Origin of the sequence: Streptomyces sp. NPDC058619 (genome assembly GCF_042717785.1) — a bacterium.
GTDB lineage: Bacteria > Actinomycetota > Actinomycetes > Streptomycetales > Streptomycetaceae > Streptomyces.
On record NZ_JBHXQN010000007.1, the window covers coordinates 165,982 to 178,778 of the forward strand.

Sequence of the window (12,797 nt, forward strand, 5' to 3'; positions counted from 1 at the left end):
CCGTGCACCGCCTTCTGCGTCTGGACGCCCGTCTCCAGTGATCACGGAAGGGTACTCCGCGCGCGCGGCCCGTTGCAGCCCGATGGCCCGTACACCGGCTGCCCGTTGGCCCGTTATCCGATGCCCACACAGTCCGCTGACCCGATCGTCAGCTCTCCGGGTCACCCGGTAGGAGCAACCCAAGTCCACGCGTGCGGGGACTCTTTCGGGGAAGATCTGGCAGTGACGTGGTCCAGCCGGATCAGCCGGAGCAGAACGGGAAGAGTCGTTTTCTATGCAGGCATGGCCTGGACAGGCGTATCCGCTGGGCGCCACTTACGACGGCGCCGGCACCAATTTCGCGGTCTACTCCGAGGCCGCCCGCCGCATTGAGCTGTGCCTTCTCCACGACGACGGTTCGGAGACCGCCGTCGAGCTGCGCGAGACGGACGCCTTCGTCCGCCACGCCTACCTGCCCGGCATCATGCCGGGCCAGCGGTACGGGTTCCGCGTCCACGGCCCGTACGAGCCCGAGCGCGGGCTGCGCTGCAACGCGGCGAAGCTGCTGCTGGACCCGTACGCCCGCGCCATCGCCGGCCACGTCGACTGGGGCGAACAGGTGTACGGCTACCATTTCGGCCGGCCCGACTCGCGCAACGACCTGGACTCGGCCCCGCACACCATGAGCTCGGTGGTGGTGAACCCGTACTTCGACTGGGCCAACGACCGGCCGCCGCGGCACGAGTACCACCACACCGTGCTGTACGAGGCGCACGTCAAGGGCCTCACCATGCACCACCCGGAGCTCCCCGAGGAGCTGCGCGGCACGTACGGGGCGCTCGCCCACCCGGCGATCATCGCGCACCTCACCAAGCTCGGCGTGACGGCGCTGGAACTGATGCCGGTGCACCAGTTCGTCAACGACCACCGTCTGGTCAACGACGGGCTGAGCAACTACTGGGGCTACAACACCATCGGCTTCTTCGCCCCGCACAACGGCTACGCCTCCGGCGACCGCGGCCAGCAGGTGCTGGAGTTCAAGTCGGCCGTACGGGCGCTGCACGAGGCCGGGATCGAGGTGATCCTCGACGTGGTCTACAACCACACGGCCGAGGGCAACCACTTGGGCCCGACGCTCTCCTTCCGCGGGCTGGACAACGCCTCCTACTACCGGCTCGGGGACGACCCCCGCCACTACACGGACACCACCGGCACCGGGAACTCGCTCCTGATGCGGTCCCCGCACGTGCTCCAGCTGATCATGGACTCGCTGCGGTACTGGGTGACCGAGATGCACGTGGACGGCTTCCGCTTCGACCTCGCGGCGACGCTGGCCCGCCAGTTCCACGAGGTGGACCGGCTGTCCTCGTTCTTCGACCTGGTCCAGCAGGATCCGGTGGTCAGCCAGGTGAAGCTGATCGCCGAGCCCTGGGACCTCGGCGAGGGCGGCTACCAGGTGGGCAACTTCCCGCCGCTGTGGACCGAGTGGAACGGCAAATACCGTGACACCGTAAGGGACTTGTGGCGCGGGCAGCCGCGCACGCTGGCCGAGTTCGCCGGACGGCTGACGGGCTCCTCGGACCTCTACCAGGACGACGGGCGGCGTCCGCTGGCCTCCATCAACTTCACCACCTGCCACGACGGTTTCACCCTGAACGACCTCGTGTCGTACAACGACAAGCACAACGAGGCCAACCGGGAGGGAAACCGGGACGGGGAGACCCACAACCGGTCGTGGAACTGCGGGGTGGAGGGTCCGACCGAGGACCCGGAGGTGCAGGAGCTGCGCGAGCGCCAGATGCGCAACTTCATCGCCACGCTGATGCTGTCGCAGGGCGTGCCGATGCTCAGCCACGGCGACGAGTTCGCCCGTACGCAGGGCGGCAACAACAACGCGTACTGCCAGGACAACGAGATGGCGTGGGTGAACTGGCCCGAGCCGGGCAAACCGGCGCCGTCCCTGCTGGAGTTCACCCGCCGGATGGTGTGGCTGCGCCGCGACCACCCGGTCTTCCGGCGGCGGCGGTTCTTCCACGGCCGGCCGGTGGAGGGGACGCACGACGAGCTGTCCGACATCGCGTGGTTCACCCCGCACGGCGAGGAGATGCGGGCCCGCGACTGGCAGGCGCAGCACGCGAAGGCGCTGACGGTGTTCCTGAACGGGGAGGCGATCTCGGAGCCGGGCACCCGCGGGGAGCGGATCACCGACGACTCGTTCCTGCTGATGTTCAACGCGGGGGCCGATCCGCAGGACTTCACCGTCCCGGCCGGTCACGGCGCGCAGTGGCGCCTCGTCGTGGACACGGCCCGGCCGGAGGTACTGCCACCCGGCACCGGGCCGCAGTTCGCGGCCGGGGGCCGGGTGGCCCTGACGGGACGGTGCCTGGTGGTGCTTCAGCGGCCTGCCTAGGCGGCTTCGGCGGGCAGGCGGCTTCGGCGGGCCGTTCCGGCGGGTCGCTCGGACGGCTTCGGCCAGCGGCGCCGGGCCCCTCAGCGCCCGGCGGGCGCGGCCGCCTCTCCGAGGACCGGGGAGGCGGTCTGCTGGGCCGGGATGAAGGCCTTGCCGTGGGTCCGGCCGGACGGCACCCGGGCCAGGAGGGCGAGGACGAGGCACAGCGCGGCCGCGCCGACCGCCACGGCGAAGGCCCCGGCGGGGCCGTACCACTCGGCGAGGCGGCCGCACGCGAAGAGGGCCGTGGCCTGCCCGGCCACCAGGCAGCTGGCGGCGAAGGCCATCGACGCGGAGAGCCGGGCCGGTTCCACGGCCCGCTCGATGAGTGCGAAGGCGGTGATCAGGTGGGGGGCGTAGGCGGCCCCGAGGACGGTGACGACGGCGTACAGCGGCCACAGGCTGTCGGTGAACAGCAGCGGCACCGACAGCACCAGGGCCGCGCCGGTGGCCGCCCGCCAGCGCAGCCGCAGCCCGTAGCGGGCCGGGAGGGCGCCCAAAGCGAGCCCCACGACGGCGCTGACGACGCCCATCGCGGAGTAGACGACGGCCGCCTGGTCGGGGACGCCCAGCCGGATGGTGAGCGCGGCGATCCCCGCCTGGCAGGCGCCGAACATGGCGCCCTGGAGGGCGAGCGAGCCCCGTACGGCGTAGACCACGCCGGGCGGACGGGCCCGGTCCCCGGCGGTGCGGGCCCGTGCGGGCGACCCGGCCGTGACGGCGGCGGTCGGGTGCAGCGCGTAGGCGGTGCCGAAGACGGCGACGAGCCCGGCGGCGCCGCCGAGGGCGACGGCCGGGTGGGCGAGCAGCGCCGCGAGGCCCACCAGGGCGGGCCCGAAGACGAACGAGACCTCGTCCAGGGTGCCTTCGAGCGCGTGGACGGCGCCCACGACGCTCTCGTCGGAACCGGCCCGGCGGGCCAGGGCCACGGACCGGGTCCGGGCGAGCGGCCCGATCAGCGGTACGGAGGCACCGGTGACGGCTCCGAGCGCGGCCAGCGGGACCGTGGCGAGGTGCGTGAGCGCCCCGGTGACCAGGGCGGCGGTGGCCAGCGCGTTGACGGCGGCGGCGGTGAGGACCACGCGCCGCTGCCCGTACCGGTCCGCGAGCCTCCCGAGCAGGGGGCCGCAGAGCACCTGGCCCACGGAGAGGGAGCCGCCGACGATGCCGGCGGTGGCGAGGGAGCCACTGGTCTCGGCGACCAGGAGGAAACTTCCGAACTGGGACATCGCGACGGGCAGTCGGGCGAAGAACGAGACGAGGGGGAGTAGGGGCCCGGTCAGGGCGATGACTTTTCGATAGGTGTTGACGGTTCCAACCACTTGAGCAACGTTAACCCGCCGCAGTCACCCGGATGCATTGGGTCATGGCACGGAATCCGGCAGGCTGGGTACGTACGTTCTCATGAGCCAGCCGCAGTCAAGCCTCCGTTCGGAATCTGATGTTCCGAAACCTGTCACTCCGGCGTCGACCTACCGCCTCCAGCTGCGCCCGGAGTTCCCCTTCGAGGCGGCCGGGGCCGCCGTGCCGCACCTCGCCTCCCTCGGCGTGTCCCACCTGCACCTCTCCCCCGTGCTGGAGGCCGTGCCCGGTTCGGCCCACGGGTACGACGTCACCGACCACTCCCGGGTCCGGGCGGAGCTGGGCGGCGAGCCCGGCCTGCGGGCGCTCGCTGCGACCGCCCGGGCGCACGGGCTCGGCCTGGTCCTGGACATCGTGCCGAACCACATGGCGGTGCCGTCGCCGCTGCGGCTGAACCGCCCGCTGTGGGAGGTGCTGCGGGACGGGCCGGACTCCCCGTACGCCCGCTGGTTCGACATCGACTGGGAGGCGGGCGGCGGGCAGGTCCTGCTGCCGGTGCTCCCCGGACCGGCCGCCGGGTGCGCGCTCGCGGTGGACGGGGACGTCCTGCGCCACGGGGAACAGGAGTTCCCCCTGCGCGAGGGCACCGCGGGCCTGGAGCTGCCGGAGCTGCTGGCCGCCCAGTGGTACCGGCCCGCCTGGTGGCGGGAGGCCCGCACCGCCCTCAACTACCGCCGCTTCTTCACGATCTCGGAACTGATCGGGGTCCGGGTGGAGGACCCGGTGGTGTTCGCGGCCACCCATGCCAAGGTGCTGGAGCTGGTGCGGGACGGGGTCGTGGAGGGGCTCCGGATCGACCACGTGGACGGGCTGGCGGACCCCGGGGAGTACCTGCGGCGGCTGCGGGAGGCAGCCGGGCCGCACTGCTGGGTGGTGGTGGAGAAGATCCTGGCCCGCGACGAGCGGCTGCCGTCCGCCTGGCCGGTCGCGGGGACCACCGGGTACGACGCGCTGCACCGGGTCGACGGGGTGTTCACCGACCCGGAGGGCGCCGCCGAACTGGCCCGCCGGTACGCCGCCTTCACCGGGACGGCGCCGTGGGAGCGGACGGCCGCGGCCGCCGCGCGGGAGGTGCTGACCGGCGACCTGGCCGCCGAACTGGCCGCGCTGGAGCGGATGGCCGGCCCGGAACTCGGACCGGCGGTGCGGGAGCTGCTCATCGCCTACCCCGTCTACCGGCCGTACCCCGAGGCGCCGGAGCCCGACCCGGGGGCCCTGGAGCGGGCGGCCGCGGCGCTCGCGGCGGTCGGCGAGGCCCCGGTAGGCGAAGACCCGGCCGCGGAGGGCGCGGACCGGGAGGGCGCGGACGGGGAGGACGCGGGCGGCGGGAGCGCGGCCGGCGGCAAGGACGCTCTGGGCGGCGTACGCGAACTGCTGCTGCACGAGCCCGCGTTCGCCGCCCGCTTCGCCCAGACCTCGGCGGCGCTGCGCGCCAAGTCCCTGGAGGACAGGGCCTTCTACCGGTACGCCCCCCTGCTGTCCGCCACCGAGGTCGGCGGCGAGCCGGGCCACCCGGCCGTCCCGCCCGCGGAGTTCCACGCGTACTGCGCGGCCCTGGCGCGGGAGTGGCCCGGGTCCGGCACGGTGCTGTCCACGCACGACACCAAGCGCAGCGCGGACGTCCGGGCCCGGATCGCGGTGCTCTCGCAGGCGCCGGAGCTGATGGGCCGGCCCGCGGGCGCGGACCCGCAGCTGGCGTGGGTGGCCCGGCAGACCGCCCTGGGCCTCGGGGACGCCCCCGAGGCCCCGGACCGCCTGGCGGAGGCCCTGCTCAAGGCGGTCCGCGAGGCCGCCCTGCACACCGGCTGGACGGAGCGGGACGAGGCGTACGAGACGGCCGTCCCGGACTACGCCCGGACCGGCGGCGGGCTCCCGCCCGAGCTGGCCGAGGCGGCCCGGGCCAACCTCCTCGGGACGGCTCTGCTGCACCTGGCGATGCCCGGGGTCCCGGAGGTCTACCAGGGCGCCGAGACCGAGTACCGGGCCCTCGTCGACCCCGACAACCGGCGGCCGGCGCGCTTCCCCCGCGAAGCCCTGGCCCGGCTGGACGCGGGAGCCGCCCCGAGCGGTCCCGCCGAGGAGAAGCTCGCCCTCACGGCCGCCGTCCTGCGGCTGCGCCGGGCCCGCCCGTCGCTGTTCGCCGGGTACGCCCCCCTCACCGCCCGGGGTCCGGCGGCGGAGCACTGCCTGGCCTTCGCCCGCTCGCCGGGGCTCGTCGCGGTGGCCACCCGGCTCTCGTACCGGCTGGCCGGGGCCGGGGGCTGGCGCGACACGGTGCTGCCCCTGCCGCCGGGCCGGTGGGTCCCGCTGGCCGGGCCGGACGGCGCGCCCGGCGCCCCGTACGCGGGAAAGGCCGCCCTGGGCGAGCTCCTGGCCGCCCGGCCGGTGGCGCTCCTGCTCCGGCAGGAGTGACCGGGCGGCGGCCGGCGGCGCCCCGGTCGGGTGTGCGAAGGGCGGTCGGACGGTCGGTGCGGACGGCGTGGCCAGGCGGTTCGCGGGACATTTGGGGAAGTGCCGGGCGCCCGGAGCGGTAGGGGGTGCGCCGGGCGGGCATGGCATCCCCTGTGACCCTCCTTCGCGACATGCACTACCCGACGCCGCTCGAACTCGTTCTGACCGCCCGCGCGCTGGCGGACGACCATCCCGGCCAGGTCCGGCTCCGCCAAGCGGGCAGCTCCCGGGCCGGGCAGCCGCTCTGGGTGCTGTCCGTCGGGCCGGCGGACGGCCCCGGCGGCGGCCCGGCGGCCGGGCCCCCCGCGGGGCCCGGCCGCAACGTGCTGGTCGTCGCCGGCGCGCACGCCAACGAGCCCGTCGGCGGCGCGACCGCGCTCTCCCTCGCCCGGCACCTGCTGCACGACCCGGGGCCGCGCGCCGGCTGCGGCTGGCACTTCCTGCTCTGCGCCGACCCGGACGGGGCGCGGCTGCACCGCACGCCCCGTCCGTACTCGCTCCTGGAGTACCACCGGCACTTCTTCCGGCCCCCGGGGCCGGAACAGCCCGAGTGGGCGCCGTCTTTACTGCCCCCGGACCGGCTGCCGCCCGAGACCGTGGCCCTGACCGCCCTGATCGACGAGCTGCGGCCCGTCCTTCAGGTCTCGCTGCACGCCACCGACCTCGGCGGCTCCTGGGTGCAGCTGACCCGCGACATACCGGGCCTGGCGGAGCCCTTCGCCAAGTCGGCCGCCGAGCTGCGGATCCCGGTGGAGAACGGGGCGTCGGACGCGGCCGGGTGGCTCTCCCCCGGTCCGGGGATCTTCGTGATCCCGGAGCCGGGCAGCGAGGCCGCCGGGGCCTTCCCCCCGGAGGACACCCGGCTCAGCACCTGGTACCACACCCACCGGTACGCCGGCACCACGGCGATCGTCGAAGTCCCGATGTGGGCTTCGGACCTGGTGGACGACCCGGCCCCGCACCCCGATCCGCGCCGGGCGCTGCGGGTGCTGTCCGAGCGGCTCACGCAGGACGCCGCCCTGGTGTCCCGGGTGCGCGACGGAACGCTGTCCGGGCAGGCCCCGTACGGCGACCCGGACGCGGCGCCCCTGCTGCGCGCGGTGGACTGGACGCTCGCCCTGATCCCGCGGATCGCCGCCGAGTGGACCGGCCCGGGCGCCCCCACCGAGGCCACGGCCGCGTACGTCGCCAGCATCGACGCGTTCGGGCGGCGGCTGTCGCTGCGCGCGGCGGCGATGCTGCTGCGGGTGCTGCGCGCGCGGGACGACGCGGCGGCGCCGGGGCTCGACCGCCTCGTCACGGGGTGGTGCGAGGAGTTCGCGGCCCGCTTCCAGGCCCGCTGGGTCCCGGTGGCCACGCAGGTCGAGCACCAGTCCCGGACCGTGCTGGCCGCGTACGAACGCCTCGCGCCCCGCCCGCGCTAGGAAGCGGCCGGAGCAGTCGGGGCCGGGGCGGGCGGGGTCCACGTGTACCGGCGCTTGGGGGCGCCGGTGGCGCCGAGCCGGTCGTAGAAGCGGACGGCGCCCTCGTTCCACTCGGGGGTCTGCCACTGCACCTCGTCGAGGCCGAGCTCGTCCGCGAGCCCGGCGACCCCGTCCATCAGGGCGGCGCCGAGCCCGTGCCCGCGGGCGTCCTCGGCGAGGTACAGGCAGTCCATGTGGAGGTAGGAGCGTGCGTCCCAGAAGGCGAACTCGGCGGAGCAGGCGGCGTATCCGGCGACCTCGCCCCCCGGGGTCCCGGCGAGCAGCACCCACAGCCGGGCGCCCTCGGCGAACAGCAGCGGGCCCAGCCGCTCGGCGAGGCCGGGCGGGCGGGGCGCCGCCCTCTCGTACGCGACGTGCTCGTGGACGAGCTCGACCAGGCGGGGCAGATCGGCGGGGCGCGCGCGGCGCACGACGGGGGTGGTGTGGTCCATGCGGCCATCCTGCTGGGCGCCGCCCGCCCTGCGCACCCGGGGGCCGGCGCCGCGCCCGGTCCGGATCCGCGGGGTACGGGTCCCGGTCGGCCGTCAGCTCGCCGAGAGTCGGAAGGACATCTTCCCGAAGCCGATCTGGTCGCCGTCCCGGACCACCGCCGAGCCCGTCACCCGGTGCCCGTTGACCGTGGTCCCGTTGGTGGACCCGAGGTCCTTCAGTACCCACGTCCCGTCCCGCAGGCTGAGCTCGGCGTGCGCCCGGGAGACGGTCTCGTGGGTGAGCCGCAGGCCGCTGCCCGGGTCGCGGCCGATCCGCAGGACCCCCGCGCTCGGGTGCGGGAGCAGCAGCCGGGGCAGCTTTTCGGCGGCCCACGCGCGCCGGACGCCGACGCTGACCGCGGACACCCGGCCCACCCAGCCGAACAGCCGACGGGTCCACGGGCTTTCGCGGCCGCCCCGGCCCTGGAGGTCGGCGGTGAGGACGGCGAGGTCCTCGGAGCGCCGGGCCACCAGGGCGAGTTCCATACGGCGCAGGAACGTGTCGTGGGACAGCTTGCCGAGGGCAGCGCCCTCCCTGAGCTGGCCCAGCGCCCGGTCGCGCTCGGCGTCGGACAGCCGCGGCGCGGGATAGGCGGGGAACTCGAAACTCGACGTCACAGGGTGATTGTCGGCCTGTTGGGGGTGGAGTGTCCAGAACTCCCCCGCCCGGCCCGGAATGATGGGCAGGATACGCATGCTGGACACCGCCGGAGACGAGGGGACCGTCCGTGCAGTTCGAGGTGTGGGCACCACTGACAGGTCATGTCGCCATGCGACTCGACGACGCGACGTACGACATGGCTCCCGATCCGGACCGGGATGGCTGGTGGGTGGTGCAGGCCCCGGCCGCCGACGGCAGCCGGTACGGGTTCCTGCTGGGAGAGGACCCCGTCCCGCGCCCCGACCCGCGCGGCCGGAGGCTACCGGACGGGCCCGACGGGCTCTCGGCGGTGGTCGCCCCGGACGCCTTCGCGCCGCACGGGGCGCCGCCCCCGCGGGTGCCGCTCCAGGACGCGGTCCTGTACGAGCTCCACGTCGGCACCTTCACCCCCGAGGGCACCTTCGACGCCGCCGCCGCGCGCCTGGGCCACCTCACCGGCCTCGGTGTCACGCACGTGGAGCTGATGCCGGTCTGCTCCTTCCCGGGCCGGCACGGCTGGGGGTACGACGGGGTCGCGCCCTGGTCGGTGCACGAGCCGTACGGCGGCCCGGCCGGCCTCTCCCGGTTCGTCGACGCGGCGCACGCGGCCGGCCTCGGGGTCGTGCTGGACGTGGTCCACAACCACCTCGGTCCCTCGGGCAACCACCTGCCCGCCTTCGGCCCGTACTTCACGGACGCCCACCACACCCCGTGGGGCGCCGCGGTCAACCTGGACGCGCCCGGCTCGGACGAGGTCCGCGCGTACTTCCTTGGGTGCGCCCTGGCCTGGCTGCGCGACTACGGGATCGACGGGCTCCGGCTCGACGCCGTGCACGCGCTGGCCGACGGGCGGGCGCTGACCTTCCTGGAGGAGCTGGCCGCCGCCGTCGACGCGCTGGCGGCCGAGTCCGGGCGGCCGTTGTTCCTCATCGCCGAGTCCGACCAGTGCGATCCCCGCACCACGACCGCGCGCGGCAGTGGCGGGCTGGGTCTGCACGCGCAGTGGAACGACGACTTCCACCACGCCCTGCACTGCGCGCTGACCGGTGAGTCCCAGGGCTACTACGGCGACTTCGCGGCGGCGCCGCTCGCCGCCCTCGCCAAGACGATGACCCGGGCGTTCTTCCACGACGGAACCTGGTCCTCCTTCCGCGGCCGCACCCACGGCCGGCCCGTGGACCGCCGGCGCACCCCGGCCCACCGGTTCCTCGGCTACACGCAGACCCACGACCAGATCGGCAACCGGGCGCTCGGCGACCGGCTCTCCGCCTCCCTCTCCCCCGGGCTGCTGGCGTGCGCCGCGACGGTGGCGCTGACCGGGCCGTTCGTGCCGATGCTGTTCATGGGCGAGGAGTGGGGCGCGGGCACCCCGTGGCAGTACTTCACGGACCACCCCGACCCCGACCTCGCCGAGGCCGTGCGCAGCGGCCGCCGGCGGGAGTTCGCCGCGCACGGCTGGAAGGCCGAGGAGATCCCCGACCCGCAGGACCCGGCGACCCGGGCCCGTTCCTGCCTGGACTGGACGGAGCCGGGGCAGGGCGCCCACGCCCGTCTGCTGGCCTGGTACCGGACCCTCGTCGCGCTCCGCCGCACGCACCCGGACCTGCGCGACCCCGACCTCGCGGCGGTCCGGGTCGCCTACGACGAGGAGCGGCGGTGGCTCACGTTCCGGCGCGGCGACGTACGGGTGGTCGTCAACCTCTCCCCCGAGCCGGCGACGATCGCGCTGGGGCGCAACGGGGTGCGGGTGCTGGCCGCCTGGGAGCCCCTCGACCACCCGGGCCCGGACGGCCGGGTGCACGTTCCGGGGGAGTCGGCGGTCGTCCTCGGCCCGTGACGGCCGTCTCCCCGGGTGCGGTGGAGGGCCGCGCGGCGGGCCCGCCGGCCGGCTACTCGACGACGGCCAGTTCGCGCGGGGCGTTGTTCAGGCGGCGCCCGCCGTCCCGGGTGACCGTCACGATGTCCTCGATGCGGACGCCGAAGCGGCCGGGCAGGTAGACGCCGGGTTCCACGGAGAAGCACATGCCGGGGACCAGCGGCCGCTCCTCGCCCTCGACCATGTAAGGGGGTTCGTGGGTGGTGACGCCGATGCCGTGGCCGGTGCGGTGGATGAAGCGGTCCCCGTACCCGAACTCGGTGACGACCGCACGGGCCGCCCGGTCCACGTCCTGGCAGGCGGCGCCCGGCCGGACCGCCGCGAAGCCGGCCTGCTGGGCCTCGCGGACGACGTCGTGGACCCGCTGCTCCTCCGCGGTGGGCTCCCCGACGTGCACGGTGCGGGAGATGTCGGAGCCGTAGCCGTAGCGCAGGCCGCCGAAGTCCAGGACGACCATGTCGCCGCGGCGGATGACCCGGTCGCCGGCCTCGTGGTGCGGGTTGGCGCCGTTGGGGCCGGAGCCGACCACGGTGAAGTCGACCTGGGAGTGGCCGTGCGCGCGCAGCAGGCCGGCCAGGTCGGCGGCGACGTCGGTCTCCCGGCGGTCGGCGAAGGGGAGGTGGAGGATCTGCGCGTACGCGGCGTCGGCGGCGGCTCCCGCCGCGGCGAGGCGCTCCAGCTCCCGTTCGTCCTTCACCGCGCGGAGCATGGGGAGCGCGTCGGTGAGCGGCGCGTACGAGCTGGCGGGAAGCGCCCGCTGCAGGCCGAGGAGGTGCAGGGCCCAGGTGTTGTCGCTCACGCCGAAGCGCCCGGCGGCGTCCAGCAGCGGTGCGGTCGCGGCGTACGGGTCCTTGCCGTCGGCCCAGTCCCGCAGGGTCAGCGCGGGGGCGCCGGGGGCCTTCTCCGCGTCGGGCGCCTCCAGCGCCGGCACGACGAGCACCGGCTCCCGCCCGGCTGCCAGCACGAGCACGGTCAGCCGCTCGGTCTCGGCGGTGGGGCGGTAGCCGGTGAGGTGGGTGAGGTCGGGCCCGGGGGCGATCAGCAGGCCGGCCAGGCCCGCTCCGGCCGCGGTCCGCGCGGCCGCGGCCATCCGGGCGGCGTAGTCCGCGGCCGTGAAGGGGGCGGGTTCGGCGGGCGCGGGGTCAGGCGTCGCGTGCGTGGGGTCGGGAGTCATACGGCGATCCTGCCGCGAGGCGTGCGGCGAGCGCAGCGGCCGCGCCGGTCGGAGTGCCGGGCGAGAGCAGTTCCGTACGGTGCACCAGGCGCGGGGCGGCCAGGGGTACGGCGACCCCGGCGCCGGCGGCCGCGGCGACCCGGCGGGGCAGCAGCACGAGGCCGTGCCCGGCGGCGGCGAGGGCGCACAGGGCCAGCAGGTCGGTGCCGTCGTAGCGCAGGGCGCCGCGGGCGGCGGTGAGCGGCAGTCCCACGCCGGGGGCGTCGAGCCAGCGGGCGTCGGTGAGGTCGTCCAGCCGGACGGAGGCCCGCACGGCCAGGGGGTGCCCGGTGGGAAACAGCACGGCCAGCGCCTCCTCGCCGATCCCGGTCACCGTGAGCGGGGCCACGTCGGGCAGCCGCAGCGGGTCGCTGGGGGCGGCGAGCCCGTCGACGAGGCCGAGGTCGCAGCCCCCGGTGGCGACGGCGGCGGGCACCTGCTCCGGGGGCAGCACCCGCAGGGTGACGCCGGTGACGGGCAGGACGGCGAGCAGCGCCGGCCCGACGGCGAGCGGGGAGGCCGCGAGGGTGACCCGGCCGGGCGGGGCGGCGGCCAGCCGCAGGACGTCGGCCCGGGCGGCGTCGAGGCGCAGCAGCAGCGGCCCGGCGTGTTCCAGGAGTCGTTCCCCGGCCGCGGTCGGCTCCACGGGCCGGCGGGTGAGGAGCCCGGTCCGCAGGTCGCCCTCCAGGGCGGCGATGTGCTGGGACACGGCGGACTGGGTGTAGCCGAGTTCCCGGGCGGCGCCGGAGAAGGAGCCCAGCCGGGCCACGGCGACGAAGGTGCGGAGCAGGTGCGGTTCCATGGGCATCAGCGTTGCTTATCGAGGGAGCGACAACAATCGTTGGCGCTGAAATGGGAGGGGTCGCAGGATGA

Annotated in this window: 9 protein-coding genes; 4 read left to right on the plus strand and 5 right to left on the minus strand. The window is 75.4% G+C overall.

Features of this window, described 5'->3' with window-relative positions:
- The first annotated feature begins 274 nt into the window (after positions 1–274).
- Complete coding sequence (gene glgX / locus ACFWTC_RS10080; protein ID WP_383919069.1) at positions 275–2,389, plus strand: glycogen debranching protein GlgX; 2,115 nt, start codon at positions 275–277, stop codon at positions 2,387–2,389.
- 80 nt (positions 2,390–2,469) lie between these two features.
- Here the strand turns inward: glgX and ACFWTC_RS10085 are convergent, their stop codons facing one another.
- Positions 2,470–3,750 carry an MFS transporter gene (locus ACFWTC_RS10085; RefSeq protein WP_383919072.1) on the minus strand — a complete coding sequence of 427 codons (1,281 nt, stop codon included), beginning with the start codon at positions 3,748–3,750 and terminating at the stop codon, positions 2,470–2,472.
- An 82-nt stretch (positions 3,751–3,832) separates the two neighbouring features.
- On the opposite strand from ACFWTC_RS10085, the gene treY reads away from it, so the two are divergent.
- The gene (treY, locus tag ACFWTC_RS10090) at positions 3,833–6,202 is read left to right on the plus strand and encodes a malto-oligosyltrehalose synthase (protein ID WP_384026654.1); all 2,370 of its coding nucleotides are present in this window, start codon (positions 3,833–3,835) and stop codon (positions 6,200–6,202) included.
- A 152-nt stretch (positions 6,203–6,354) separates the two neighbouring features.
- Positions 6,355–7,665, plus strand: coding sequence for a M14 family zinc carboxypeptidase (locus tag ACFWTC_RS10095; protein ID WP_384026657.1), 1,311 nt, complete (start codon positions 6,355–6,357; stop codon positions 7,663–7,665).
- Here ACFWTC_RS10095 and ACFWTC_RS10100 read toward each other — a convergent pair.
- Both ACFWTC_RS10100 and ACFWTC_RS10105 read right to left on the minus strand, forming a co-directional pair.
- Positions 7,662–8,156: a GNAT family N-acetyltransferase gene (locus ACFWTC_RS10100; protein WP_383919081.1), complete on the minus strand. Its 495-nt coding sequence runs from the start codon at positions 8,154–8,156 to the stop codon at positions 7,662–7,664. The genes ACFWTC_RS10095 and ACFWTC_RS10100 overlap by 4 nt on opposite strands.
- Before the next feature lie 93 nt (positions 8,157–8,249).
- Complete coding sequence (locus ACFWTC_RS10105) at positions 8,250–8,813, minus strand: FHA domain-containing protein (protein WP_384026660.1); 564 nt, start codon at positions 8,811–8,813, stop codon at positions 8,250–8,252.
- Between the two features lie 110 nt (positions 8,814–8,923).
- Here ACFWTC_RS10105 and treZ point away from each other — a divergent pair, with 110 nt between their 5' ends.
- Positions 8,924–10,672: a malto-oligosyltrehalose trehalohydrolase gene (treZ, locus tag ACFWTC_RS10110; protein WP_384026663.1), complete on the plus strand. Its 1,749-nt coding sequence runs from the start codon at positions 8,924–8,926 to the stop codon at positions 10,670–10,672.
- A gap of 52 nt (positions 10,673–10,724) precedes the next feature.
- Here the strand turns inward: treZ and ACFWTC_RS10115 are convergent, their stop codons facing one another.
- Together ACFWTC_RS10115 and ACFWTC_RS10120 are read right to left on the minus strand one after the other, a co-directional pair.
- On the minus strand, positions 10,725–11,885 hold the full coding sequence (locus ACFWTC_RS10115; RefSeq protein ID WP_383919090.1) for a M24 family metallopeptidase: 1,161 nt from the start codon (positions 11,883–11,885) through the stop codon (positions 10,725–10,727).
- The gene (locus ACFWTC_RS10120) at positions 11,854–12,726 is read right to left on the minus strand and encodes a LysR family transcriptional regulator (RefSeq protein WP_383919109.1); all 873 of its coding nucleotides are present in this window, start codon (positions 12,724–12,726) and stop codon (positions 11,854–11,856) included. The genes ACFWTC_RS10115 and ACFWTC_RS10120 overlap by 32 nt, the downstream gene beginning before the upstream one ends.
- Between the last annotated feature and the right edge of the window lie 71 nt (positions 12,727–12,797).